The 24,472-nt window shown below is 75.8% G+C and carries 20 protein-coding genes, 1 rRNA gene and 2 pseudogenes; 10 read left to right on the top strand and 13 right to left on the bottom strand.

The window, feature by feature from the left end; translation table 11 throughout:
- The first annotated feature begins 52 nt into the window (after positions 1-52).
- The 4 genes from ACLQ22_RS15035 to ACLQ22_RS15020 all read left to right on the top strand — a co-directional run bounded on the left by ACLQ22_RS15035 (position 53) and on the right by ACLQ22_RS15020 (position 3,601).
- A complete protein-coding gene (locus ACLQ22_RS15035; protein ID WP_425692799.1) occupies positions 53-1,003 on the top strand; it encodes a FecCD family ABC transporter permease in 951 nt (316 codons plus the stop codon).
- Positions 1,000-2,025 (top strand): FecCD family ABC transporter permease, encoded by a 1,026-nt coding sequence (locus ACLQ22_RS15030; protein ID WP_425692798.1) that lies wholly within the window; start codon positions 1,000-1,002, stop codon positions 2,023-2,025. Before ACLQ22_RS15035 ends, ACLQ22_RS15030 begins: the two co-directional genes overlap by 4 nt.
- A 47-nt stretch (positions 2,026-2,072) precedes the next feature.
- A complete protein-coding gene (locus ACLQ22_RS15025; RefSeq protein ID WP_121399371.1) occupies positions 2,073-2,900 on the top strand; it encodes an ABC transporter ATP-binding protein in 828 nt (275 codons plus the stop codon).
- A 134-nt stretch (positions 2,901-3,034) separates the two neighbouring features.
- Complete coding sequence (locus ACLQ22_RS15020) at positions 3,035-3,601, top strand: GNAT family N-acetyltransferase (protein WP_425692797.1); 567 nt, start codon at positions 3,035-3,037, stop codon at positions 3,599-3,601.
- 69 nt (positions 3,602-3,670) lie between these two features.
- On the opposite strand, the gene ACLQ22_RS15015 is transcribed toward ACLQ22_RS15020, so the two are convergent.
- A complete protein-coding gene (locus ACLQ22_RS15015) occupies positions 3,671-8,197 on the bottom strand; it encodes a HAMP domain-containing protein (RefSeq protein ID WP_425693048.1) in 4,527 nt (1,508 codons plus the stop codon).
- Positions 8,198-8,541: 344 nt separating this feature from the next.
- On the opposite strand from ACLQ22_RS15015, the gene ACLQ22_RS15010 reads away from it, so the two are divergent.
- On the top strand, positions 8,542-9,678 hold the full coding sequence (locus ACLQ22_RS15010; protein WP_425692796.1) for an FUSC family protein: 1,137 nt from the start codon (positions 8,542-8,544) through the stop codon (positions 9,676-9,678).
- Here the strand turns inward: ACLQ22_RS15010 and ACLQ22_RS15005 are convergent.
- The 7 genes from ACLQ22_RS15005 to ACLQ22_RS14975 are packed head-to-tail and all read right to left on the bottom strand — an operon-like array spanning position 9,645 to position 15,221.
- Entirely contained in the window at positions 9,645-10,337 is a 693-nt protein-coding gene (locus ACLQ22_RS15005; RefSeq protein ID WP_425692795.1) for a RibD family protein, read from the bottom strand. The genes ACLQ22_RS15010 and ACLQ22_RS15005 overlap by 34 nt on opposite strands.
- Positions 10,330-10,986 (bottom strand): GTP cyclohydrolase II, encoded by a 657-nt coding sequence (locus tag ACLQ22_RS15000; RefSeq protein WP_425692794.1) that lies wholly within the window; start codon positions 10,984-10,986, stop codon positions 10,330-10,332. The genes ACLQ22_RS15005 and ACLQ22_RS15000 overlap by 8 nt, the downstream gene beginning before the upstream one ends.
- Positions 10,987-10,997: 11 nt before the next feature.
- A complete protein-coding gene (locus ACLQ22_RS14995) occupies positions 10,998-11,933 on the bottom strand; it encodes a lysylphosphatidylglycerol synthase domain-containing protein (protein ID WP_425693047.1) in 936 nt (311 codons plus the stop codon).
- 46 nt (positions 11,934-11,979) lie between these two features.
- Positions 11,980-12,804 carry a methyltransferase domain-containing protein gene (locus tag ACLQ22_RS14990; RefSeq protein ID WP_425692793.1) on the bottom strand — a complete coding sequence of 275 codons (825 nt, stop codon included), beginning with the start codon at positions 12,802-12,804 and terminating at the stop codon, positions 11,980-11,982.
- A complete protein-coding gene (locus tag ACLQ22_RS14985) occupies positions 12,801-13,838 on the bottom strand; it encodes a glycosyltransferase family 4 protein (RefSeq protein ID WP_425692792.1) in 1,038 nt (345 codons plus the stop codon). The genes ACLQ22_RS14990 and ACLQ22_RS14985 overlap by 4 nt, the downstream gene beginning before the upstream one ends.
- Positions 13,839-14,237, bottom strand: coding sequence for a 6-pyruvoyl trahydropterin synthase family protein (locus tag ACLQ22_RS14980; protein WP_425692791.1), 399 nt, complete (start codon positions 14,235-14,237; stop codon positions 13,839-13,841).
- 3 nt (positions 14,238-14,240) lie between these two features.
- On the bottom strand, positions 14,241-15,221 hold the full coding sequence (locus ACLQ22_RS14975) for a zinc-dependent alcohol dehydrogenase (protein ID WP_425692790.1): 981 nt from the start codon (positions 15,219-15,221) through the stop codon (positions 14,241-14,243).
- A gap of 92 nt (positions 15,222-15,313) precedes the next feature.
- On the opposite strand from ACLQ22_RS14975, the pseudogene ACLQ22_RS14970 reads away from it, so the two are divergent.
- Positions 15,314-17,789 (top strand): annotated as a pseudogene (locus ACLQ22_RS14970) (CDP-alcohol phosphatidyltransferase family protein).
- Positions 17,790-17,898: 109 nt separating this feature from the next.
- On the opposite strand, the gene ACLQ22_RS14965 reads toward ACLQ22_RS14970, so the two are convergent.
- The 3 genes from ACLQ22_RS14965 to ACLQ22_RS14955 form a co-directional block, all read right to left on the bottom strand.
- Positions 17,899-18,432, bottom strand: a complete 534-nt coding sequence (locus tag ACLQ22_RS14965) for a GerMN domain-containing protein (RefSeq protein WP_425693046.1) — start codon at positions 18,430-18,432, stop codon at positions 17,899-17,901.
- Between the two features lie 158 nt (positions 18,433-18,590).
- Positions 18,591-19,946, bottom strand: a complete 1,356-nt coding sequence (locus tag ACLQ22_RS14960; protein WP_425692789.1) for a sensor histidine kinase — start codon at positions 19,944-19,946, stop codon at positions 18,591-18,593.
- Positions 19,943-20,617, bottom strand: a complete 675-nt coding sequence (locus tag ACLQ22_RS14955) for a response regulator transcription factor (protein WP_425692788.1) — start codon at positions 20,615-20,617, stop codon at positions 19,943-19,945. Before ACLQ22_RS14955 ends, ACLQ22_RS14960 begins: the two co-directional genes overlap by 4 nt.
- Before the next feature lie 173 nt (positions 20,618-20,790).
- On the opposite strand from ACLQ22_RS14955, the gene ACLQ22_RS14950 reads away from it, so the two are divergent.
- The 3 genes and pseudogenes from ACLQ22_RS14950 to ACLQ22_RS14940 all read left to right on the top strand — a co-directional run bounded on the left by ACLQ22_RS14950 (position 20,791) and on the right by ACLQ22_RS14940 (position 22,182).
- Entirely contained in the window at positions 20,791-21,162 is a 372-nt protein-coding gene (locus tag ACLQ22_RS14950) for a GlsB/YeaQ/YmgE family stress response membrane protein (protein ID WP_425692787.1), read from the top strand.
- Positions 21,159-21,686 (top strand): annotated as a pseudogene (locus ACLQ22_RS14945) (STAS domain-containing protein); the annotation flags it as partial. The gene ACLQ22_RS14950 and the pseudogene ACLQ22_RS14945, both read left to right, overlap by 4 nt.
- A gap of 196 nt (positions 21,687-21,882) precedes the next feature.
- The gene (locus ACLQ22_RS14940; RefSeq protein WP_425692786.1) at positions 21,883-22,182 is read left to right on the top strand and encodes a BON domain-containing protein; all 300 of its coding nucleotides are present in this window, start codon (positions 21,883-21,885) and stop codon (positions 22,180-22,182) included.
- A gap of 85 nt (positions 22,183-22,267) precedes the next feature.
- On the opposite strand, the gene ACLQ22_RS14935 is transcribed toward ACLQ22_RS14940, so the two are convergent.
- The gene (locus ACLQ22_RS14935) at positions 22,268-23,017 is read right to left on the bottom strand and encodes a DNA-formamidopyrimidine glycosylase family protein (protein WP_425692785.1); all 750 of its coding nucleotides are present in this window, start codon (positions 23,015-23,017) and stop codon (positions 22,268-22,270) included.
- Positions 23,018-23,102: 85 nt separating this feature from the next.
- Between ACLQ22_RS14935 and ACLQ22_RS14930 the strand changes: the two genes are divergently transcribed.
- Positions 23,103-24,179 (top strand): spore photoproduct lyase family protein, encoded by a 1,077-nt coding sequence (locus ACLQ22_RS14930; RefSeq protein ID WP_425692784.1) that lies wholly within the window; start codon positions 23,103-23,105, stop codon positions 24,177-24,179.
- Positions 24,180-24,246: 67 nt separating this feature from the next.
- Here ACLQ22_RS14930 and rrf read toward each other — a convergent pair.
- A 5S ribosomal RNA gene (gene rrf / locus ACLQ22_RS14925) occupies positions 24,247-24,363 on the bottom strand.
- Positions 24,364-24,472: the final 109 nt, after the last annotated feature.

Genomic DNA, 24,472 nt, shown 5'->3' with positions numbered 1-24,472 from the left:
CGTACGCCGGCCCGGCCGGGCCGCGCTGCGGGCCGCCGGGCTCGCGGCGTCGGTGCTGCTGCTCGCGGCCGTCGCGGTGCTCAGCATCGCCGTGGGCGCCAAACAGCTCCCCCTCACCGACGTGTGGCAGGGCCTGCTGGACCGCGACGCCGCCGAGTACGCCGTCGTGCACCGCATGCGGCTGCCGCGTACGCTGCTCGGCCTGCTCGCCGGGGCGGCGCTCGGCGTCGCCGGCGCGGTGATGCAGGCGCTGACCCGCAACCCGCTCGCCGACCCCGGCCTGCTCGGCATCAACGCCGGCGCCTCGGCGGCGGTGGCCACCGGTGCGCTGCTGTTCGGCATCGGCGGCGTCGGCGGGCACGTGTGGTTCGCGCTGCTCGGCGCGGCGGCCGTCACCGCCGCCGTGTACGCCGTCGGCGGCGGGCGCGGGGCCACCCCCGCGCGGCTGGCGCTGGCCGGCGCGGCGCTCAACGCCACCCTCTACTCCTACGTCAGCGCGGTGATGCTGGTGGACACGGCCTCGCTGGAACGGCTGCGGTTCTGGACGGTCGGCTCGCTGTCCAGCGCCGAACCGTCGACCGTCCGCACGGTCGCGCCGTTCATGGCGGCGGGCCTGCTGGTCGCCCTGGCCGTCGCCCGCCCGCTCAACGCGCTGGCGCTCGGCGACGACGCGGCGCGCGCGCTCGGCGCCCGCCCGGCCCTGGTCCGGGGCGCGGTCATCCTGGCGATCACGCTGCTCTGCGGCGCCGCCACCGCCGCCTGCGGGCCGATCGTCTTCGTCGGGCTGCTGGTGCCGCACCTGGTGCGCGCGCTCACCGGGCCGGACCTGCGCTGGCTGCTGCCGTACTGCATGGTGCTGGCGCCGGTGCTGCTGCTCGGCGCCGACGTGCTCGGGCGGGTGCTGAGCCGCCCCGGCGAGCTCCAGGTCGGGCTCGTGACCGCCGTGGCCGGCGGGCCGCTCTTCCTCTGGCTGGTGCAGCGCGGGCGGGTGGCCCACCCGTGATCACCCTCCGTACCCGCGGCCTTTCCCTGCGGCTGCGTCCCCGCGCCGTCGCCGTCGGCGTCGCCTGCGTACTGCTGGCCCTGACGCTGAGCGTGCTCGCCATCGGCAGCGGCGACTACCCGATGAGCCCCGCCGACGTGCTGCGCGCCCTCACCGGCCGGGGCACCCCGGCCGAGGAGTTCATCGTCACCGAGCTGCGGCTGCCCCGGGTGGTCACCGCGCTCTGCGTCGGCGCCGCGCTGGCGTTGGCCGGCGCGGTCTTCCAGTCACTGGTACGCAACCCGCTGGGCAGCCCCGACATGCTCGGCTTCACCCAGGGCGCGGCCACCGGGGCGCTCGTCGTGGTGGTGCTCGGCGGCAGCAGCCTGGCGCTGGCCTCGTCGGCGGTGGTCGGCGGGCTGGTCACCGGCGCGCTGGTCTACGCGCTGTCCTGGCGGCGCGGCGTGCACGGGTACCGGCTGATCCTGGTCGGCATCGGCACCATGGCGATCCTCACCGGGGTCAACGGCTGGCTGCTCACCCGGGCCCCGCTGATGGACGCCGCCCGCGCCGTGCTCTGGCTCACCGGCAGCCTCGACGGCCGCGGCTGGTCGAACGCGCTGCCGCTGCTGATCGCGCTGGGCGTGCTGGTGCCCCTCATGCTGGCCGGCTACGGGCCGGCGATGCGGCTGGTCGAGATGGGCGACGACACCGCCGCCGCCCTCGGCGTACGCGTGGAGCGGCTGCGCCTGGTCGTGCTGGCGGCGGCGGTGCTGCTGGTCTCCCTCGCGGCGGCCGCCGCCGGGCCGGTGAACTTCGTGGCCCTCACCGCGCCGCACCTCGCGCGGCGGCTGACCCGGGCCCCGGGGCCGAACCTGCTGCCCTCGGCGGCCGTCGGCGCGGTCCTCCTGGTCGCCGCCGACCAGCTCGCGCTGCGGGCGTTCCCCGGGCACCAGCTGCCGGTCGGCGTGGTGACCGGCGTGCTCGGCGGCGCCTACCTGGTCTGGCTGCTGGCCACCGAGCGCCGGGCCGGCCGGCTGTGACCGGGCTGGGCCGGCGGGCCACCCACGACGAGAACGGAGCACCAAGCATGCAGTCCCGGCTGAGCGGCACCGCGATGACCCTCGCCTACGAGCGGCGGACCATCGCGCAGGACCTGAGCGTCGCCGTGCCCGACCGGTCCTTCACGGTCATCATCGGCCCCAACGCCTGCGGCAAGTCCACCCTGCTGCGGGCCCTGTCCCGGCTGCTGAAGCCGGCCGCCGGGGCGGTGCTGCTCGACGGCGAGGACATCCACCGGCAGCCCGCCCGCAGCGTGGCGCGCACCCTCGGCCTGCTGCCGCAGACGTCCGTCGCGCCGGACGGCATCGGCGTCGCCGAACTCGTCGCCCGCGGCCGGTACCCGCACCAGGGGCTGCTGCGGCAGTGGTCGCGCGAGGACGAGCGGGTGGTCACCGAGTCGATGGCCGCCACCGGGGTCGCCGACCTGGCCGACCGGGCCGTCGACGAGCTCTCCGGCGGGCAGCGGCAGCGGGTGTGGATCGCGATGGCGCTGGCCCAGCAGACCCCCCTGCTGCTGCTCGACGAGCCGACCACCTACCTGGACATCGCCCACCAGATCGAGATCCTCGACCTCTGCGCCCGGCTGCACGAGGAGCAGGGCCGCACGCTGGTGGCGGTGCTGCACGACCTCAACCACGCCGCCCGCTACGCGACGCACCTGATCGCGATGCGCGAGGGGCGGGTGGTCGCCGCCGGCGCCCCCCGTGAGGTGGTCACCGCCGAGCTGGTCGAGGAGGTCTTCGGCCTGCCCTGCCGCGTGATCGACGACCCGGAGAGCGGCACCCCGCTGGTGGTCCCCGCCGCCCGCCGCCGGGCCCCCGCGAGCGCCCCGACGGTCGCCGCCGCCGGCGGGTGAGGGCTGTGGGCGGGTGACGGGCGTGGGCGGGTGAGGGGCGTCCGCGCCGCCGGCCGGGGTCGCCGGACCGCCCGCGCCGCGCCGGGGGTCGACCTACTCGCGCATCGACCGGAATCATCGTACGGTGGCACACGATGCGTGATCTCGCCAGCACCTACCGCCAGGATGTCGACGGCTTCGGCCGGGTGACCATCCGCCCCCTCGACCCCGACACCGACATCGACCTGATCCACGCCTGGGTCAGCCAGGAACGCGCCCGCTTCTGGGGCATGCGCGACGCCGGCCGGGACCGGGTCGGGGAGATCTACCGCTACCTGGACTCGCTGCCCACCCACCACGCCTGGCTGACACACCGCGACGGCATGCCGGTGGCGCTGTTCCAGACCTACGAGCCGGCCGCCGACCCGGTCGGCGAGTGCTACCCGGTCCAGCCCGGCGACCACGGGGCCCACCTGCTGATCGGCCCGCCAGACACGGCCGAGCGGGGCTTCACCGGCACCCTGTTGCGCGTGTTCCTCGACTTCGTCTTCGCCGACCCGCGACACCGGCGCGTCGTGATGGAGCCGGACGCGCGCAACGACAAGGCGGTGGAGCGGCTCCTGCGCACCGGCTTCGTCGCCGGCCCGCTGATCGACGTGAACGGCAAGCGGGCCCAGCTGCTCTTCCTCGACCGCGAGACGTTCGAGGCCGGCCGGCCCTGAGCGCGGGGACGGCCGCCGAATCCGACTCGCTCCCGCCGCCGGGGCCGGCGGCGGGGGCGGCGCGACGGGTCAGCCGTGCAGCCAGCGGTGGATGCACTGCAACAGGTCGGCGGCGTCGACCGGCTTCGTGACGTAGTCGCTGGCGCCGGAGGAGATGCTCTTCTCCCGGTCGCCGTGCATCGCCTTCGCGGTCACCGCGATGATCGGCAGGTCGGCGTAGCGGGGCATGGCGCGGATCGCCGCCGTCGCGGCGTAGCCGTCCATCTCCGGCATCATGACGTCCATCAGCACGAGGTCGATGTCGTCGTGGCGCATCAGCGTCTCGATGCCCTGCCGGCCGTTCTCCGCGTAGACCACGTCGAGCCCGTGCAGCTCCAGGATGTTGGTCAACGCGAAGACGTTGCGCGCGTCGTCGTCCACCACCAGCACCTTGCGGCCGGCCAGGTCGGCGGGCAGGGCGTCGACGGCGGGACGGACGTCGGGCACCACCGGGGCGAACGGCAGCACCCGCTCCGGGGTCACCGCCGTCAGGTGCAGGGCGATCCGCTCGCGCAGGTCGTCCAGGCTGCGCAGGACCTCCAGCGGCCGCTCGTGGGCCAGCGCCTGCAACAGGGCCTGCGAGCCGGACGGCAGTGGGTGGCCGTGGTACGCCAGCACGGGCAGCCCGCGCAGCGCCGGATCGTCGTGCAGCGCCTTCAGCAGGTTCGTACCGCCGTCGTCGGGCAGGTCGAGCTGGAGCACCAGGACGTGGTGCCGCCCGCCGGCGAGCGCCTCGATCGCCGAGGCCACGTCCACCGCGGTGGAGATCTCCACCGGCGGGTGCGCGTCGCCCAGGTCCGCCGCGACGCCCTGGGCGAGCAGCGTCAGCAGCCCCTTGTCCCGGCGCTCCAGCACGAGCATCCGGCGTACCTCGCCGGGTTGCAGCGTCACGGCCGGCGGCAGGGTGGCCGGGACCGCCCAGGGCAGCGTGGCCGGCGGCGTCCAGGGCAGCGCCCCGGCACGGCCCGTTGCCGGCGACGGGCCGGTCGGGCGGTCGTCCGCAGCCGCGTCGCCGGTCCCGGCGGGCACCGGCCCGACGGGCAGGTAGAGGGTGAACGTGCTGCCCCGGCCGAGCACGCTGTGCGCCTGGATCCGGCCACCGAGCAGGTGGGCGATCTCCCGGCTGATGGACAGCCCGAGGCCCGTGCCCCCGTACCGCCGGCTGGTCGTGCCGTCGGCCTGCTGGAACGCGTCGAAGATGGCGGTCAGGTGCTGTTCGGCGATGCCGATGCCGGTGTCGATCACCCGGAAGGCGAGGACGGTGTCCGCCGGGGCGAGCCCCTCGGGCAGCTCGCCCGGCGCGGCCCGCTCGATGCGCAGCCGCACCCGCCCCTTCTCGGTGAACTTGACCGCGTTGGAGACCAGGTTGCGCAGCACCTGCCGCAGCCGCTGCTCGTCGGTGTGCAGCTCGGCCGGCACGCCCGGCCCGGTGCTGATCTCCAGCTCCAGGCCCCGGGGGGTGGTCAGCGGCCGGAAGGTGGCGTCGACGTAGTCGCGCAGCGCGGCCAGCTCGAAGGTCTCCGGGTTGATGTCCATCTTGCCGGCCTCCACCTTGGACAGGTCGAGGATGTCGTTGATGAGCTGGAGCAGGTCGGTGCCGGCCGAGTGGATGACCGTGGCGTACTCGACCTGCTTGGCGGTCAGGTTGCGGTTCGGGTTCTGCGCGAGCAGCTGGGCGAGGATGAGCAGCGAGTTCAGCGGCGTACGCAGCTCGTGGCTCATGTTGGCGAGGAACTCCGACTTGTACTTGGAGGCGAGGGCGAGCTGCTGGGCGCGGGCCTCCAGCTCCTGCCGGGCCTGCTCGATCTCGGAGTTCTTCGTCTCGATGTCGTGGTTCTGCCGGGCCAGCAGGGCCGCTTTGTCCTCCAGCTCGGCGTTGGAGCGCTGGAGTTCCTCGGAGCGGGCCTGCAGCTCCTCCGAGCGGGCCTGCAGCTCCGCGGCGAGGCGCTGCGACTCGGTGAGCAGCACGTCGGTGCGGGCGTTGGCGACGATGGTGTTGACGTTGACGCCGATGGTCTCGGTCAGCTGGTCGAGGAAGTCGCGTTGCACCTCGGTGAAGCGGCTCATGCTGGCCAGCTCGATGACGCCGAGCACCTGGTCCTCGAAGAGGATCGGCAGCACCACCAGGTGCAGCGGGGCGGCGGCGCCGAGGCTGGAGGAGACGGTGACGTAGTCGGCCGGCACGGTGTCCACCACGATGGCCCGCTTGCTCACCGCGGCCTGCCCGACGAGCGAGTCGCCGAGGGCGTACCGGCGGCCGGAGGTGTCGTGCCCGTACCCGCCGACCACCCGCAGGCCGGTCCCGCCGGGGCCGTCGTCCACCAGCAGGAACGTGCCGAGCTGCGCGGAGACCAGCGGGGCAAGCTCGTTCATCACCAGACCGGCGACCACGTCCAGGTCGCGGTGGCCCTGCATCAGGCCGGCGATGCGGGCCAGGTTGGTCTTGAGCCAGTCCTGTTCCTGGTTGGTGCGGGTGGTCTCGCGCAGCGACTCCACCATCGAGTTGATGTTGTCCTTCAGCTCGCCGACCTCGCCGGGGGCGTCCACGGTGATGGAGCGGGTCAGGTCGCCGGTGGCCACGGCGCTGGTCACCTCGGCGATGGCGCGCACCTGGCGGGTGAGGTTCCCGGCCAGCTCGTTGACGTTCTCGGTGAGCCGCTTCCAGGTGCCGGAGACGCCCTCGACCTCGGCCTGGCCGCCGAGGCGGCCCTCGCTGCCGACCTCCCGGGCCACCCGCGTCACCTCGGCCGCGAACGACGAGAGCTGGTCCACCATCGTGTTGATGGTGGTCTTCAGCTCCAGGATCTCGCCGCGCGCGTCGACGTCGATCTTCTTGGTCAGGTCGCCCTGGGCCACTGCGGTGGTGACCTGGGCGATGTTGCGGACCTGGCCGGTGAGGTTGTTCGCCATCGAGTTGACGTTGTCGGTGAGGTCCTTCCAGGTGCCGGCCACGTTCGGCACCCGCGCCTGCCCGCCGAGGCGGCCCTCGGTGCCCACCTCCCGGGCCACCCGCGTCACCTCGTCGGCGAACGCGCCGAGCGTGCCGACCATCGTGTTGATGGTCTGGGCGAGCACGGCCACCTCGCCCTTGGCCTCCACGGTGATCTGCCGGCTCAGGTCGCCCTGGGCGACGGCGGTGGCGACCAGCGCGATCGAGCGCACCTGGTTGGTGAGGTTGTTGGCCATCTCGTTGACGTTGTCGGTGAGGTCCTTCCAGGTCCCGCCGACGTTGGACACCCGGGCCTGGCCGCCGAGGCGGCCCTCGGTGCCCACCTCCCGGGCCACCCGCGTCACCTCGTCGGCGAACGCGGAGAGCTGGTCGACCATCGTGTTGATGGTCTCCTTCAGCGCCAGGATCTCGCCGCGCGCGTCGACCCGGATCTTCTGGGTGAGGTCGCCCTTCGCCACGGCGGTGGTCACCTCGGCGATGCTGCGCACCTGGGCGGTGAGGTTGTCCGCCATGACGTTGACCGACTCGGTGAGGTCCTTCCAGGTGCCGGAGACGCCCTTGACGTCCGCCTGGCCGCCGAGGCGCCCCTCGGTGCCGACCTCGCGAGCCACCCGGGTCACCTCGTCGGCGAACGACGACAACTGGTCCACCATCGTGTTGATGGTGTTCTTCAGCTCCAGGATCTCGCCGTGCGCGGTGACGGTGATCTTCTGCGACAGGTCGCCCCGGGCCACCGCCGTGGCCACCTGCGCGATGCTGCGCACCTGGTCGGTGAGGTTGACCGCCATGGAGTTCACCGAGTCGGTGAGGTCGCGCCAGGTGCCCGCGACGCCGCTGACCTGGGCCTGACCGCCGAGCCGCCCGTCGGTGCCGACCTCGCGGGCCACCCGGGTCACCTCGTCGGCGAACGAGGACAGCTGGTCCACCATCGTGTTGATGGTGCTCTTGAGCTCCAGGATCTCGCCCCGGGCGTCGACGGTGATCTTCTGCGACAGGTCGCCCCGGGCCACGGCGGTGGTGACCTGGGCGATGTTGCGGACCTGGCTGGTCAGGTTGCCGGCCATGAAGTTCACCGAGTCGGTGAGGTCGCGCCAGGTGCCGGCCACGCCCGGCACCTCCGCCTGCCCGCCGAGGCGGCCCTCGCTGCCGACCTCCCGGGCCACCCGCGTCACCTCGTCGGCGAACGACGACAACTGGTCCACCATCGTGTTGATGGTGATCTTCAACTCCAGGATCTCGCCGCGCACGTCCACGGTGATCTTCTGCGACAGGTCGCCCCGGGCCACCGCCGTGGCCACCTCGGCGATGTCGCGGACCTGGTCGGTCAGGTTGCCCGCCATGGCGTTGACCGAATCGGTGAGATCCTTCCAGGTGCCCGACACCCCGGGCACCTCGGCCTGGCCGCCCAGCTGCCCCTCGGTGCCCACCTCCCGGGCCACCCGGGTCACCTCCGAGGTGAACAGCGACAGCTGGTCGACCATGCCGTTGAAGACGGTGGCGATCTCCCCGAGCAGGCCGTCGGCGTCCTCGGGCAGCCGGGTGCCGAAGTCGCCGTCCCGCACCGCCGTCAGGCCCGCCAGCAGCTGCCGGAGCCCCGGGTCGGCCATCGCCGCGGCCCCACCGGTCGCCGGGTTGCGCCGCGCCGCCGTCTTCTCGACCACCACAACCACCTCGCGGAACGCCGGGGGCCCGCCCGCCGGCACAACATCGACCGCGCAAGTATGCACAGCCCGCTCGTCGCACGCGCGCCGGCCGGCGCCCCGCGACGACCTCCGTCCGGCGGCGGCGCCGCGGCACGGTGACCAGCACGGTTACCGGAGGCACGGCGCGGGTAGAGGCGACGCTCGGACCGGTCCGACCGGGACGGGGGACTCGCCGGGGCGGTCCTCGACGCCGGCCCGGCGAACGGGTCCGGTGTGGAGCGCGCCCCACCGGAGAAGGGGTACGGACGGTGCGACAGTGGTGGCGGGGCGTGGGCGGGCGGATCCGGCGCGACGGCACGACGGTGGTCGAGTTGGCCCTCGCCGCGACGGTGGCCTGGATCCTGGCCGCCCGGGTGATCGGTCACCCGGACCCGTTCTTCGCCCCCACGGCGGCGCTGGTCGTCCTGGGCGAGGCGCGGGGGCGGCGGGTCCGGCAGACGGTGGAGATCCTGCTCGGGGTCGCGGCCGGCGTGCTCGTCGCCGAGTTGCTGGTGTACGCACTCGGCCCCGGCACCGGCACCGTCCTCCTGGTGCTGCTGCTGACCACCGGCCTGATGGTGGCGATCGGGGCGCGCACCACCCTCGTGGTGCAGGCGGCGGTCTCCGCGATGTACCTGGTGGCGGTGGCCGCGCCCAGCGGCACGCTGATGCCCTTCCGGTTCGTCGACGCGCTGATCGGCGGCGCGGTCGCGCTGGCCGCGAGCCAGCTCCTGGCGGCCCGCGACCCGCTCGCCCCGCTGATCAGGGAGGCCCGGCAGAGCTTCGCCGACCTGGCCGAGGTGCTCGACGCGCTCGACGACGCGCTCGCCCGCTGCGACCAGACCGCCGCCCGGGCGGCGCTGGACCGGGCCCGGGAGCTGGACGACTGCGTGGACCGGCTGCGCACGGCGGTCCGGGCCACCGGGGAGACGCTGCGGTTCCACGTCCGCCGCCGGCGGCACGTCGGGCAGGTGCGGGACGTGGAGGCGACCACGCGGCAGCTGGACTACGCCGTGCGCAACGTCCGGGTGCTGGCCCGCGCCGGGGTGACGCTGACCCGGCTGTGCACGGGGACGCCGCCGGAGCTGGGCGACGCGCTGCCCGCCCTGGCCGCCGCCGTACGCGCCGCGGGCGAGGCGGTGGCGAGCGACCTCACCGGCGAGGACGCCGACCGCCACGCGGCGCGGGCCGACGAGGCGGCCATGACGGCGGTGCGCGTCGCCGGCCGGCTGCTCGCGTCCGACCCGGCGCTGCCCGTCACGATGATCGTCGGCCAGATCCGGGCGACCGCCATCGACCTGCTGCGCGGCGTCGGCCACGACGACGTGGCCGTGCTGGTGCGGGTGGACGAGGCGCTCGGGGTGGGGCCCGCTCAGCCCGCGTCGCAGCGCTCCGACAGCGCGTAGCGGACCAGCACGACGTCGCCGATCTGGCGGGTCTCCGCCACCCGGGCCCGGCGGCCGGGATGCCAGGGGAAGCTCCCGTCGCCCACGAACCGGGGCGCCCGCCGGTCACCGACGAAGAACGGGGCCAGGACCAGGTGCAGCTCGTCGGCGAGGCCGGCGGTGAGGAACTGCCCGAGCACGCTCGCCCCGCCCTCGACCATCAGCCGGTCCACCCCCCGGCCGGCGAGGTCCGCAAGCATCCACGCCGGGTCCACCGGCTCGCCCGCGTCCACCACGGTGGCCCGGCCGGCCAGCCGCTCCCCCGTCCTCCCGACGGCGGGGGTGGCACAGTAGACGATCCGCTCGGCGTCGCCGGTGGTGAAGAAGCGGGCCGTCGGTGTCAGGTCGCCGCGGCCGGTCACCGTCACCTTGGTCGGGGAGGCGGGCAGGCCCCGCGCGACGCGTTCGGCACGCCGCCGCGCGGAGCGGACCACCAGCCGCGGGTCGTCGCGGCGGACCGTGCCCGCGCCGACGAGGATCGCGTCGCAGCCGGCCCGGACCGCGTCGACCCGGTCCAGGTCGGCCTCGTTGGACAGCAGCAGCCGCTGCCCGCTGGCGTCGTCGAGGTAGCCGTCCATCGACGTGGCGCAGCTGAGCAGGACGTACGGGCGGTCAGTCACGGACGAGGGGCAGGTCGAGGGCGTGCCCGCCACGCCCGGCCTTGGCCGCCAGGTAGCCGGCGTTCGCCGGGGACAGGTGCACCCCGGTGGGTACGCGCGCGGTGACCGCCACCCCGAGCCGGTCCAGCTGTGCGGCCTTGTCCGGGTTGTTGCTCAGCAGGGCGGCCCGGTCCACGCCCAGGGCGGCGAGCATCTGCGCGGCGACCGTGTAGTCCCGCTCGTCGGGCCGGTGGCCCAGCGCGAGGTTCGCCTCGTAGGTGTCCAGCCCGGCGTCCTGCAACGCGTACGCGTCGAGCTTGGCGTACAGGCCGATGCCGCGCCCCTCCTGCCGCAGGTAGAGCAGGTAGCCGCCGGCGTCGGCGATGCGTTCGACCGCCTCGCGCAGTTGGGGGCCGCAGTCGCAGCGCCGGCTGCCGAACACGTCCCCGGTCAGGCACTCGCTGTGTGGGCGGACCAGCGGCGGCGACGGGCGCGCCGCGCCCCGGTCGACGGGGCCGGCCCGGTCGCCCAGGCCGAACGCGAGGTGTTCCCGGCCGTCGACGAGACCGTCGAAGGAGAACACCCGGGCGGTGGTGAGGTATCCGTCAGGGAACCGCAGCGGCACGGTGACCTGCGTACGGACCGTGGCGGCGGGTGGGGCTTCGGACATCGGGCTCCTCGTCAGTCGGTGCCGGTGGGCACGCGGACACGGCGGACCAGCAGGACGGCGGCGCCGGGCAGGCTCGCGGCGAGCACCAGGGCCCCGTACACCGTGGCGGTGGCGACGCCCTCGGCGGCGCTCAGGCCGGCGGCACCGAACGCCCACGCGGCCACGCCCTCGCGGGGGCCGAAGCCGGCGACGTTCACCGGCACCCCCATGGCCAGCAGCGCCAGCAGGGTCAGCGGCACCAGCAGCGTCAGCGGCGCGGTGCAGCCGGCGGTGCGCGCGGCCAGCACGAACGTGGCCAGGTGGCCGGCGACGGCCACGGTCGAGGCCACGAGCACGCCCAGCCAGGCACGGCGGCCGAGCAGCCCGGCGCGGACGTCGGCCGCCGCCGCGCGCGCCGCGCGCGCCCACCGCGACGGCCCGGCGGTGGGCAGGGCGCGGGCCAGCAGGACGACGCCCAGCCCGGCCGCCGCGAGCAGCGCCGCCACCGCCGGCAGGTGGGGCCGCACCGGCGACGGGAGAGCGGCGAGCACCACCACCGCCACGGCGGCCAGCACGACCTGCCCGGCGGCGCGTTCCCAGACCACCGCGCGCACGCCCCGGCCGACGTCGCCGACGTCGCGGCCGTGCCGCACCGCCCGGTGCACGTCGCCGAGCACGCCGCCGGGGAGCGTCGCGTTTAGGAACACCGCCCGGTAGCAGTGCGCGACCGCCGTCGGCAGCGGCAGCCGCACCCCCAGCCCACCCGCGACGAGGCTCCACCGCCAGGCGCAGCAGCCGGTGGTGAGCGCTCCGATGCCGACGGCGGCGGCCAGCGCCGGGCCGTCGATCAGGCGGAGCCCGGCGAGGAACGGGCCGGCGCCCAGCCAGCCCAGCAGCGCGGCCAGCAGGCCCGCGCCGCCGAGCGTGCGCGTCCACGGCCAGAACCTGCGCGCCGGCGCCACCCGCACCCCGGCCCCGCCCCGCCGATCGCCCCGCACCGGCGGGCGGCCCGGTTCAGCCACGGCCGGCCAGCAGGTCGAGGTGGTCGACCAGCACGTCGAGCCGGCCGGCGGCGATCTCGGCGCGGCGCCGGCGGGCGTACGACCGGGTCGGGCCGGTCAGCTCGGGCCGCTGCTCGCAGGCGGCGTCCAACCAGCCGGTGAACCACTCGTCGGCCAGCTCCGCCCGCTCCGGGCCGAGCCGCCAGGGGCTGGGCCGCAGGAGCACGTCGACGCCGTGCCGGACGAACGCCGCCGCGCAGGCGTGCACGGCGTCCGGCCCGAGCAGGGCGCGCCCGTCGACCGTGCGCCGCTGGTGGTCGTCGAACGCGGCGGCGATCCGCCCGTCCCACGGGTCCGCCGGGGTGAGCCGCACCCGGCCGGTCACCGACAGGGCCAGCAGGGCCGGGCGGCCCGCGCCGGCGCAGGCCGCGACGAGCCGCTCGACCTCCGCCGCGGTGAGCATGTCCAGCAGCGCGGACGCGGTGACCAGCGACGCGTCGGCCAGGTCGGCGGCGGTCAGCCGGGTGAGGTCGCCGCGGCGGACCTCGACGGTGACCGGGCCGCCGTCGCCGGCGGCGGCGGGCATCCCGGCGGCCGCGCGGGCGAGCAGGTCGGCGTCGAGGTCGTGCAGGACCCAGTGCTGCGGGCCGGGCAGTCGCGGCGCGAGCCAGCGGCCCATCGCGCCGGTGCCGGAGCCGAGGTCGTGGATCACGAGCGGTCCGGCGCCGGGCAGCCGGGGGCGGACCAGGTCCACCAGCTCCTCGGCGCGGGCCGCCGCGTCGGCGGGTTCCCGAAGCGCCAGCCAGTGCGCGAAGTGCGGCGGCAGGCGCCCGGTCATGCCGCGACCGCCCCGGCCAGCACCGCGCCCGCGACGGTCGCGGGGACCGTCCAGTCGTCGAGCGTGCGCCGCCGCCCGCGCGCCGCCCGCCGCAGCGCCCGACGCAGGTCGGGTTCGCCGAGCCAGCGCCGCAGCGCGCCGGCCAGGGCCGCCGGGTCGTCCGGCGGCACGAGCAGCCCCGGCGCCGCGCCGTCGGGCGCGCGGCCCAGGGCCTCGGGCAGCCCGCCGGCCGCCGTGGCCAGCACCGGCACGGCCCGCGCGAGGGCCTCGGTGACCACCATCCCGTACGTCTCCCGGCGGGAGGCCAGCACCAGCAGGTCGGCGGCGGCGTACGCGGCGTCCAGGGCCGCCCCGGTGCGCGGGCCGACCAGTCGCACCCGGTCGGCGAGACCGTGCCCGGTCACCCGCCGGCGCAGGCCCGCGACGAACCCCGGGTCCCGGGACAGCGGCCCCACGCAGACGCAGCTCCAGGGCAGGTCGGCGACCGCCGCCAGGGCCTCCACCAGCACGTCGTGCCCCTTGTGCGGGGCGAGGGCGGCGACGCAGAGCAGGTTCCCGCCGGCCGGTGACCCCGGCGCGGGCGGGGCGGGCTCGACGCCGGGTTGGGCGACGTGCACCCGGTCGGCCGGCAGCGCGTACCGGTCGAGCAGCCGGCGCCGGGTCCACTCGCTGGTGGTGACGACCGCGACGGCGGCGGCCAGCGCGGCGGCCTCGGCGTCGTGCTCCAGCGGCAGGTGCACGACGACGACGAGCCGCAGCCGCCGGGCGTGCGGGGCCAGCACCTCCGGCACGCACGAGGCGACCAGCCCGTCGAGCAGGACCGGCGCCCCGTCGGGCAGCGCCGCGAGCACCCCGGCCAGCCCGGCGCGCGCGGCCGGGTCGGGTCGGGGCCAGTCGCCGGGCACGGCGTGCTCGCGGACCGTCCAGCCGGCCGCCGCGAGGCCCCGGCAGAGCCGGCGGTCGTAGCCGTTGCCGCCGCTCGGCTCGGCCGGGTCGTCGATGTCGTTGGGCAGCACGACGTGCACCGTCGCCATTCAGAGCGACCGTTCGTAGCTGGCCCAGGCGACGTGCGACTCGTGCAGCGTGACGGTGATGCCGGCCAGGTCGTGGGCGCCCACGCCGAGGTCGCCGGCGCGTACCCGCTCGGCGAGGCGGTCGGCGACCGTGCGGGCCAGCACCTCGGTGGTCGTGTTCACCCCGGCGAAGGCCGGATCGTCGTCGAGGTTGCGGTAGGTCAGTTCCCCGAGCACCGCCCGGAGCTGGGCGGTGGCCAGCCCGATGTCGACCACCACGCCGTCGGCGTCGAGGTCGGGGCGGCGGAAGGTGGCGTCCACGACGAAGGTCGCCCCGTGCAGGCGCTGCGCCGGGCCGAACACCTCTCCTCGGAAGCTGTGGGCGATCATCATGTGGTCTCGGACGGTCACGCTGAACACGGGTCACTCTCCGTCGTAGGTGATGAGGTGGCACAGAGCGGGGAGGCTGCCGGCGGTCAGCCGGGCCAGCACGTCGGGCAGCTCCGCGAAGCGGGACTCGCCGGTGAGCAGCGCGTCGAAGGCGGGGTCGGCGAGCAGTTCCAGGGCGAGCCCCAGCCGGTCGGCGAAGCTGCGGCTGTCCCGTCGGGCCGGCGCGACGGCGCCCACCTGGCTGCCGCGTACGGTCAGCCGTCCGGAGTGGAACGCTCCGCCCAGCGCGAGCGCGACGCTGCGGTCGCCGTACCAGCTCAGCTCGACGACGGTGCCCTCCGGGCGGAGCAGCTCCAACGAGCGTTGCAGACCGGCGGCGCTGGCGCTGGCGTGCACCACGAGGTCCCGCCCGCCGGCGGCCTCCTGCGGCGGCGCGAAGTCGACGCCGAGCGCGGCGGCGACGCTCGCCCGGACCGGGTCGGTGTCGACCAGCTCCACCCGCACGCCCGGGAAGCGGGCGAGCAGCGCCGCCACGCAACAGCCGACCATGCCGCCGCCGACCACGCTCACCCGGTCGCCGACCAGGGGCGCGGCGTCCCAGAGCGCGTTCACCGCCGTCTCCACCGTCCCGGCGAGCACCGCGCGGGCGGGCGGCACCCCGTCGGGCACGGGCACCACGGCGCCGGCCGGGACCACGTACGCGCTCTGGTGCGGGTGCAGGCAGAACACGGTCCGGCCGCGCAGCTCGTCCGGGCCCTGCTCGACCACCCCCACGTTGAGGTAGCCGTACTTCACCGGGGCCGGAAAATCCCCCTCCTGGAACGGGGCGCGCATCGCCGCGTGCTGGTCGGCGGGGACGCGGCCGGCGAAGACCAGCGTCTCCGTGCCGCGGCTGACGCCGGAGTACCGGCTGCGGACGAGCACCTCGTCCGGGCCGGGGGCGGCGAGCGGCGCCGACCGGATCTCGCCCTCGCCGGGCGTACGCAGCCAGAAGGCGCGCGCCTCACCGGTCACCGGCTCCTCCTCACCCGCGTCCGGAGCGAACCGAACGGCGGTGTTTCCCGTAGTTCCTGTCGGAAGTCGTCGAACATAGACACGGAGGCACGGTGCCCACGGTTCGAAAAGGCCCGGCGATCGGGTTGATCGTCCAGATTGTCCTGTTGGCGGGGCTGGCCGCGACGGTCGGTCTCGGCCCGGCGGGCTGGCTCGCCGGGGCCGCGTACGGGGCGGGGCTGTGCCTGGCCCTCGACCGGGGGCTGCGCCGGTCGGGCGCGTACGCCCTGGGGCCGGCCGACCGGGTGACGCTGACCCGGGCGCTCCTCGTCGGCGGCGTGACGGCGCTGACCGGGGACGCGCTCGCCGCCACCGCCGTCGACCGGGCCGCGCCGGTCGGGGTGCTGGTCGCCCTCACCGCCGTGGCGCTGGCCCTCGACGCCGTCGACGGGTACGTGGCCCGGCGCACCGGCACCGCCAGCCCGCGGGGGGCCCGCTTCGACATGGAGGTCGACGCGTTCCTCATCCTCGTCCTCGGGGCGGCCGTCGCGCCCGCCGTGGGTGCCTGGGTGCTCGCCCTCGGCGCCATGCGGTACGCGTTCGTCGCCGCCGGGTGGGTGCTGCCCTGGCTGCGCCGGCCCTTGCCCCCGAGGTACTGGCGCAAGGTCGCCGCGGCGGCGCAGGGCGTGCTGCTGCTGGTCGCGGCCGCCGGGGTGCTGCCCGGGCCGGGCGACGCGCTGGTGCTGGCGGTCGCGCTGGCCCTGCTCGTCGAGTCGTTCGGCCGCGACGTCGGGTGGCTGTGGCGGCGCCGCTCGGCCCGGGAGGTGCCGCCCGCCCTCGCGCACCGCCGGGCCCGCTCGGCGCGTCCCGCCCCGGTACGCCCCGACCTCGTCGCCGCCCGTGACTGACCATCCGCCCGCCGGGGCGCCCGGCCGTACCCCCGAACGAGCGGGCGGGCGTCGAGGCGGCGCGGCGCGGCGCCGTACCCCCGCGGCAGCGGACGGGCGGCGGCGGGGCGCGGCGCGGGCGACGACCGCGCTGGCCGCCCTGCTCGTGCTCGCCGCCCTGACCGCGCCGCACCAGCCCGCCCGGCTCACGCCCGCCGCGTTCGTCCGGATGCCCCTAGAAGGGCTGCTCGTGGTCGCCCTGCTGCTCGCCCTGCCGGCCCGCGCGCGGCGGCCGGTGGCGGCGCTCGCTGGCGCGCTGCTCGGCTTGCTGGCCCTGCTGAAGGTGGCCGACCTGGGCTTCCTCGCGACGCTCGGCCGCCCCTTCGACCTCGTGCTCGACTGGGCCCTGCTCGACGACGCGCTCGGGTTCCTCACCGACTCGGCCGGGCGGGCGGGCGCCGCCGGGGCGGTCGGCGCGGCCGTGCTGCTGCTCGCCGCCCTGCTCCTCGCGACGACGCGGTCCGTGCTGCGGCTGACCCCGCTGCTGGTCCGGCACCGCGCCGCCACCCGGCGCACGGTCGCGGCGCTGGTGGTCGTCTGGCTGGCCTGCGCCGCGTTCGGCGTGCGGGTGTCCCCCGGCGTGCCGGTGGCCGACGCCGCCGCGACCGACCTGGTCGGCGACCACGCCCGCCAGGTGCGCGACCGGCTGAGCGACCGGGAGGTCTTCGCGGCCCAGGTCGGCGTCGACGCGTTCCGGGACACCCCCGGCGACCGCCTGCTGACCGCGCTGCGCGGCAAGGACGTGGTCGTCGCCTTCGTGGAGAGCTACGGGCGCGACGCGGTGGAGAACCCGGAGTACGCCCCGGGCGTGGGCGCCGTGCTGGCCGACGGGGACCGCCGGCTGCGGGCCGCCGGCTTCGCCTCGCGCAGCGGGTTCCTCACCTCGCCGACCACCGGCGGCGGCAGCTGGCTGGCCCACGCCACGCTGCTGTCCGGCATGTGGGTGGACAACGACCAGCGGCACCGCAGCCTGCTGGCCAGCGACCGGTTGACGCTGGGCGGCGCCTTCCGGCGGGCCGACTGGCGCACGGTGGGCGTGATGCCGGCCGCCACCCGGCCCTGGCCGGAGGGGGCCTTCTTCGGCTACGAACGCTTCTACGACGCCCACAGCCTCGGCTACCGGGGCCCGAAGTTCGGCTACGCCCCGATGCCCGACCAGTACACGCTGGCGGCCTTCGAGCGCCTGGAACGCGCCCGGGCGGATCGCGCCCCGGTGATGGCCGAGATCGCGCTCGTGTCCAGCCACTCCCCCTGGACGAAGATCCCGCGCCTGGTCGACTGGTCACGGGTCGGCGACGGGACCGTCTTCCACGGCGCGAGCACCGGCAACCCGTCGTCGCAGCCGCGCGCCGGCTACCGCCGGTCCGTCGAATACTCCCTGGGCACCCTGGTGTCCTACCTGGAGGCCCACGGCGACGACGACCTCGTGCTGGTCTTCCTCGGCGACCACCAACCCGCCCCGGTCGTCACCGGCGCGCGGGCGAGCCGGGACGTGCCGGTCACCATCGTCGCCCGGGACCCGGCCGTGCTCGACCGGATCTCGGGGTGGGGCTGGGACGACGGGCTCCGGCCCGGGCCGCGCGCGCCGGTCTGGCCGATGGACGCCTTCCGCGACCGGTTCCTCGCCGCCTTCAGCGGCTGACCCCACCCACGCGACACCCCGGGGTGGGCCGCCGTCGGGAGTGTCCGGCGGGCGGCGGCGGGCACCGGGCGGGTCGTCGTCGGGGCGTCGGCGGCACGGGTTGGTCCCGTCAGCGGGGTGCCACGAGGCCGGCGTAGTCGTCGGCAGCCAGGGGCCGCCGGGACAGCGACCCGTCGGCACGCGGGACCCCCAGCGGGGCCCCGCCCCGGAAGAAGGCCACGGTGTCGACGTCGGAGCGGGCGGTCAGGGTGCAGACGATCTGCCCGAAGGCGAGGACCTCGTCGCTGCGGCCCGTCTCGTCGCCGGCCCCGCCGAGCTCCACGTCGACCTCGTTGCCCCGGGGCCGGGCGGCGGCGACCGGCACGGCCCCGGGCAGCGCCGTGGTGAGGCCGTCGTCGCGCTCGGCGGTGGTCGGGCCGACCAGCAGGTGCTGGAGCTGGGCGTCGACGGTGGGCGTGCCGTCGACCCGACGCTCGACGCGGACCAGCCGGTCGTCGCGTACGAAGCAGAGGACCTCCGTCGTCCGCCCGGCGGTCAGGGTGGGGGTCGGCGTCGCCACGACCGCCCCCGGCGAGGGGAACGGCCCGGGTGGGGGCGCCACGGCGCGCGGGGTGCCCTCGGTCGGGACGCCGCAGCCGCCCATCAGCCCGAGGACGACGAGCGCGCCGCCGACGCGCCACCGCCGGCGGGACGCGGGCGCAGGGCTTGCGGGCGCGCGGCCGGTCCCGGCGGGGGACGCCGCCACAGACGAGGCGCTGGCCCGGGCGGTGCGCTGCGGCGGACGCCCGGGCGCGCGGCGGATCACGGCAGTACCCCGGGCAGCTCGACCCGGAAGCGGGCGCCCCCGCCGGGGCGGTCGCCCGCGCCGGCCCGCCCCCGGTGCGCCGCGGCGTGCTGCGCGACGATGGCCAACCCGAGCCCGGTGCCGTCGCCGTCGCCACGCGAGTGCGCGGCCCGGCCACGGACGAAGCGGTCGAAGATGGGGTCCCGGTCCTCCGGCGGCACGCCCGGCCCCTCGTCGTCGACCTCGACGATCCCCGTCCCGTCGCGCTGCGACAGCCGTACGGCCACCGGGCCGCCGCCGTGGCGCAGCGCGTTGTCGACCAGGTTGGCCAGGATCTGCTCGACCCGACGCTCGTCGACCAGCCAGGTGGGGGCGACACCCGCGTCGACCCGGACGAGCGTGTCCGGCAGCCCGCGGACCTGACAGGCGCGGCGGGCCAGCGCCGCCACGTCGACCGGCGCCCGGTCGACCGGCTGGTCACTGCGGGCGAGCTGGATGAGGTCGTTGACGAGCTGCTGGAACCGGGTGATCTCGTCGGCCACCAGGCCGGCGGCAGTGGCCGTGCGCTCGTCGAGGTGGGCCCGGCGACGGGCCAGGACGCTGGCCGCGGCCGAGAGGGTCTGCAACGGCGAGCGCAGCTCGTGGCTGACGTCGGCGGCGAAGCGGCGGTCCCGCTCGATGCGCCGGGAGAGCTGGTCGACCATGTGGTTGAAGGACGTGGAGAGGCGGGTCAGGTCGGGGTCGGTGGTCGCGGCGAGCCGGGCGGAGAAGTTGCCCGCGGCGATCTCCTGCGCGGCGTCGGCCACCGCCGTCAGCGGACGCAGGCTGTGCCGGGTGGCGTACCAGCCCAGGGCGGCTCCGGACCCGGCGACCACGATGGCCACGGCGGTCAGCGCCAGCGCCAGGACCCGCAGGGTCTGGTCCAGCTCCCGCAGCGACGTCAGCTCGTAGTAGCTGGTGGACGGGGCCAGCGGCAGGCCGACGAGCAGGGTGGGCTGGCCGTTGACCCGGACCCGCTGCACGGCCGGTTCCCCGGCGTGGACGAGCTGTTGCAGGTCGACCGGGATGGCGGCGGTCAGGCCGGCGTCGGCCGTGCGGGCGTACCAGTCGTTGCCGCGGTGCAGCAGCGGCCGGCGGTTTCCGCCGGTGTCGAGCGACCGCAGCACCTCCACCACGTCGGGAGCGTCCGTGTCCAGGCCGGTACGCACCACCGCCGCGTCGAAGTACGCCGCCCGCACGGCGGTGCGCTCCCGCTCGTCGAGCAGGGATCGCCTGGTCAGCTCGTACGAGACCAACGCCATCGAGGCGGACAGCAGCAACGCGCCGACCGCGAAACCGGCGGACACCCGGGCCCGCAGTCCGAGGCGCCTCACCGGGTCAGCTTGTAGCCGAGGCCGCGCAGGGTCACCAGGTGCCGGGGGTTGCCCGGATCGTCCTCGATCTTCTGCCGCAGCCGACCCACGTGCACGTCGACGAGCCGCTCGTCACCGGTGTCGTAGCCCCAGACCCGTTGCAGCAGCTGGTGGCGCGACAGCACCCGACCGGCGTGCTCGGCCAGCTCGCACAGCAGCCGGAACTCGGTGCGGGTGACCGGCACCGGCTGCCCGCCCAGGCGTACCTCCCCGGCGTCCGGGCTGATCTCCAGCTGCCCGAAGGTGAGCACCGGTACGGGGTCGGGCGCCGCCCGGGCCCGGCGCCGCAGGGCGCGCAGCCGCGCCGACAGTTCCTTGATCGCCACCGGTTTGACCACGTAGTCGTCGGCCCCGGCCTCCAGTGCCGCGACGATGTCGTGGGTGTCGTCGCGGGCGCTGACCACCACGATCGGCACGTCGTCGTCGCGGCGCAGCCGCCGGATGCACTCGAAGCCGTCGAGGCCCGGCAGCATCAGGTCGACCAGTACGGTGTCGGCAGGCTCCCGGCGCTGCCGCAGCAGGCCCTCCTCGGCGGTGGCCACGCCCCGGACGCGGTAGCCCTCGTCCTCGAGCGCGAGCAGCAACGCCAGACGGATCCGGTCGTCGTCCTCGATCACCAGCACGTCCGTCATACCGGCATCATCCCCAAGGCGATGGCGGGTGCCCAACCGTGTCCGGCGTCCGGCGGTTTTGTCACGCAACTGTCATACAACCGCGTGACCGGCGCCACGGGCGCCGCCGAGGGTGGTGGGGAACAACAGTGGGCCGGCTGCCGTCGGCCGGCCGGGCCCGCAGGAGGGATCAGATGACCGTCGCCGGTCTGGTCACGGCGCTCGCCGTCGGTCTCCTCGTCGCCGGGGCGGGCTGGCGGGTCAACCCGCGCCGGCGGCAGGTGCCGGTCTGGCTGGCCCTGGTGGCGGGGATCGTCACCGCGCTGTTCGGCGTCATCCTGGCCCGCATCGTCGGCCTCGACACCGACGGGTCGGCCGCGTGGCGCGTCGGCGTGCCGGCCGGCTCGGCCGTCGTCGGCGTCGCCCTCGTGGCGGCCACGGCCGGTCCCCGGCGCGCCGCCGCCCCGCCGGACGGGACGGGGCCGGACCTCGACACCGCCCAGACGCCGCCGGTCGCGGGCCGGCGCGTGGCACGGCCCGACCTCCCGTGGAGGAAGACACGATGACCGTCGTACCGGACGAGCACCTGATGACGTTGATCTGCGACAGCTGCGGGGACACGACCACCGGCACCGCCTGCGTCCTGCCCGACGCCGAGGTCGTCTGGACCCTGGTGGCCGAACACGGCTGGAGCGGCTCGCCGTTCGCCACGGGCCCGCACCGCTGTCCCCGGTGCAGCCTGCCGGATCTCGGGACCGGGGGCGACGCCGCCGGTCAGGGCGGCCAGTCGGGCGGCGGGGTGCTGGGCGTCGACCACCTCGACGACGTCGCGGTGGTGACGGCCACCGGGAACATCGACGTCGACACCGCCGACGAACTGCGGGCCGCCCTGCGGCAGGCGGTGGACGTCCACGGGCACGTGGTGGTCGACCTGACCCGGGTGCACCTCATCGACGCCGGCGGGCTCGGGCTGCTCGTCCGGGCCCACCGCGACGCCCGGGAGCGGGGCGCCGTGCTCTGCCTGGCCGCTCCGTCCCGCTTCATCCGCACCGTGCTGCACACCATGCGGCTCGACGGGCTGTTCCCGGTCTTCGCGAGCCCGCAGGAGGCGGTCCGCCGGCTCTCCCCGGGCGGGGCCGGTGACACCGCCGGGCTGGCGGCCGTCGCCGCCGGGCCGGATCCGCGCGGCCTTTCCGCGGCGGCGGTGTCCGAGGCGTCGTCCCGCTGACCCGATCGCCGGGCCCGGATGGCCCCGGGTCGACAGAACCATCGAGAGGAAGCACGCCATGCTCATCCCCTGGCCGTACCCGGACGAGGGCGGGTTCCCTGCCGAGCCGCCGGGACCCTCGCCGGACGACGAGGACGGCCGGCTGGCGGCGCTGGTCGCCCAGCGGTTGAGCAGCGACTGGACCACCCGTCGCCAGCAGATCGTGGTGACCGTGCAGAACCGCGTCGTCATCCTCGCGGGCATCGTGGCCGGCCCGGACACCCGGCGGGTGGCCGGCGAGATCGCCTGGGACGTCCAGGGCGTCGTGGACGTCTGCAACGCCCTGCGGCTCGCCGGCCCCCGCCGGCCCCGCCGCTGAGCGGCGGCCCCGACGAACGGCGACGGCGTCCGGGCCAGGTGGGTCCTCCCGGTCGAAGGAGAGCCCGGCGTCCCGCGGGGACCGGTCAGGCCGCGGGCTGGTCGACCGGGCAGGCGTACGCCGTGCGACCGCCCAGCTGCCAGGTGCGCACCTGGGCGCCGCAGCGCCGGCAGGTCGGCCGCTTGTAGACCCACCGCTCGTCGGGTGCCGCCGGGTCGCTGACCACCTGGCCAACGTCGCGGCCCAGCGCCAGGTACCCGACGGCGAGCTCCCACAGCCGGCGGGCCGGCGCCGGCCCGACCGCCCGGGCGTCCGGGTCGAGGCCGGCGAGGAAGAGCAGCTCCGCCCGCCAGGCGTTGCCGAGGCCCGCCCACACCGCCTGGTCCAGCAGCGCCGCGCCGACCGCGCCCTTGGCGGCGCCGAGCCGGCGTACGGCATCCTCCCCGTCGGCGTCGCCGCGCAGCGGGTCCGGGCCGAGCGAGGCCCGCAGCGCGCGCTCGCCGTCGCCCGGGAGCGGTTCGCAGCGGATGGGCGCGATCAGGTCGTACGCGACGCCGGCACCGGCCAGGCGCAGCCGGACGCCCCCGCGGGGCAGGACGGCCGGGTCGTCGTGGCGCAGGAACAGCCCACGCATGCCGAGGTGCACGTGCAGGGCCGGCGCGTCGTCGACGTGGTAGAGCAGGTGCTTGCCGTACGCCTCCACCGCGCGCAACCGCCGGCCGTCGTACGGGCCGGTGTCCAGGCGACCCTGCGGGCTGGAGGCGGCGAGGACCTGCCCGGCGAGCGCGGCGTGCTGGTCGCGCGCGTACCGGTGGACGAGGTGGCCCTCGGGCATGCGCCCGGGTACCCGCGGCACGGGCGCGAAAACGGCGCGCCGGGGCGCGGGAACAACGGCGATCGGTCCGCAGTTGTCCCCTTTCGTGACCGACGCTGTCCCGCACTCCCGGCTGTTCGACATCCGGCGGATCTACGTGGAGCCGGAGGCCGCCGCGCTGCCCCGTGGGCGGGCCGTGCTGGAGCGCTTTCCCGACGCGGAGCGCGTCGAGGTCGAGAGCCACTCCCGCATCCCGGAGCTGTACGGGGACGAGACGAACGTGGCCCGGTGGGTGCGGATCAAGACGGAGGCCCTGGTGCTGGGGGTCAAGAAGTCCCTGACCGCCCGCCCGAACGGCCGCTCGGCCGACTTCATCGCCCCGTCCACGGCGAACGGCTGCGCGATGGCGTGCGCCTACTGCTACGTGCCGCGCCGCAAGGGCTACAGCAACCCGGTGACGGTCTTCGCCAACATCGACCGGATCACCGGCTACCTTGGGCGGCACGTGGGGCGGCAGGGCGTCAAGGGTGAGCCGAACCAGTGCGACCCCGCCGCCTGGGTGTACGACATCGGCGAGAACTCCGACTGCTCGCTGGACGCCCGCGTCTCCGACAACGTCCGGGACCTGGTGACACTGTTCCGGGACCTGCCGACGGCGAAGGCCACGTTCGCCACGAAGCACGTCAACCGTGACCTGCTCGACTGGGATCCCCGGGGCCGGACCCGCGTCCGGTTCTCGCTGATGCCGGCCCGGGACGCGAAGCTGCTCGACATCCGGACCTCTCCGGTCGCGGAGCGGCTGGCCGCCGTCGACGACTTCGTCGCGGCCGGCTACGAGGTGCACGTCAACCTCAGCCCGGTGGTGGTCCGCGACGGGTGGCTGGACGACTGGGCGGAGCTGCTCGACCAGCTCGACGACGCACTCGGGCCCCGCGCGAAGGCGCAGCTCGCCGCCGAGGTCATCTTCCTGACCCACAACGACCGGCTGCACGAGGTGAACCTCGGCTGGCATCCGAAGGCCGAGGAGGTCCTCTGGCGGCCGGATCTCCAGCAGCCGAAGCGGTCGCAGACCGGCGGCTGGAACGTGCGGTACCGCACCGGCACCAAGGGCGCCTACGTGGCGGCGTTGACGGACCTGATCGCCGCGAAGGCGCCGTACTGCCGCGTCCGCTACGCGTTCTGACCGGTCCTTTTCCACCACGGAAAGCAGTTCAGGGCCACCCCGAAGGGTGACCCTGAACTGAAATATTGTCCGGCGGTGTCCTACTCTCCCACACCCTCCCGAGTGCAGTACCATCGGCGCTGGAGGGCTTAGCTTCCGGGTTCGGAATGTAACCGGGCGTTTCCCCTCCGCCATGACCGCCGTAACTCTATCGACATGTCAAACAACACCACACACGTGGTCTGTTGTTCGTTTATCGAGAGTTGCACAGTGGACGCGTAGCAGCTTAGTAGTCAAGTCCTCGGCCTATTAGT

Origin of the sequence: Micromonospora sp. DT178 (assembly GCF_049841695.1) — a bacterium.
In the GTDB taxonomy this organism is placed as follows: Bacteria; Actinomycetota; Actinomycetes; order Mycobacteriales; family Micromonosporaceae; genus Micromonospora.
The sequence above is the reverse complement of the archived record's forward strand: the minus strand, read 5'-3'. Positions and strand labels throughout refer to the sequence as shown.

What these genes read in the sequence shown, in the direction of transcription:
- ACLQ22_RS15025 (WP_121399371.1), top strand. Translation starts at nt 2,073, where the DNA reads ATGCAGTCCCGGCTGAGCGGCACCGCGATGACCCTCGCCTACGAGCGG.
- ACLQ22_RS15020 (WP_425692797.1), top strand. Translation starts at nt 3,035, where the DNA reads ATGCGTGATCTCGCCAGCACCTACCGCCAGGATGTCGACGGCTTCGGC.
- ACLQ22_RS15015 (WP_425693048.1), bottom strand. Translation starts at nt 8,197, where the DNA reads ATGGCCGACCCGGGGCTCCGGCAGCTGCTGGCGGGCCTGACGGCGGTG.
- ACLQ22_RS15000 (WP_425692794.1), bottom strand. Translation starts at nt 10,986, where the DNA reads ATGTCCGAAGCCCCACCCGCCGCCACGGTCCGTACGCAGGTCACCGTG.
- ACLQ22_RS14990 (WP_425692793.1), bottom strand. Translation starts at nt 12,804, where the DNA reads ATGACCGGGCGCCTGCCGCCGCACTTCGCGCACTGGCTGGCGCTTCGG.
- ACLQ22_RS14985 (WP_425692792.1), bottom strand. Translation starts at nt 13,838, where the DNA reads ATGGCGACGGTGCACGTCGTGCTGCCCAACGACATCGACGACCCGGCC.
- ACLQ22_RS14965 (WP_425693046.1), bottom strand. Translation starts at nt 18,432, where the DNA reads ATGGGCGGCTGCGGCGTCCCGACCGAGGGCACCCCGCGCGCCGTGGCG.
- ACLQ22_RS14955 (WP_425692788.1), bottom strand. Translation starts at nt 20,617, where the DNA reads ATGACGGACGTGCTGGTGATCGAGGACGACGACCGGATCCGTCTGGCG.
- ACLQ22_RS14950 (WP_425692787.1), top strand. Translation starts at nt 20,791, where the DNA reads ATGACCGTCGCCGGTCTGGTCACGGCGCTCGCCGTCGGTCTCCTCGTC.
- ACLQ22_RS14940 (WP_425692786.1), top strand. Translation starts at nt 21,883, where the DNA reads ATGCTCATCCCCTGGCCGTACCCGGACGAGGGCGGGTTCCCTGCCGAG.
- ACLQ22_RS14935 (WP_425692785.1), bottom strand. Translation starts at nt 23,017, where the DNA reads ATGCCCGAGGGCCACCTCGTCCACCGGTACGCGCGCGACCAGCACGCC.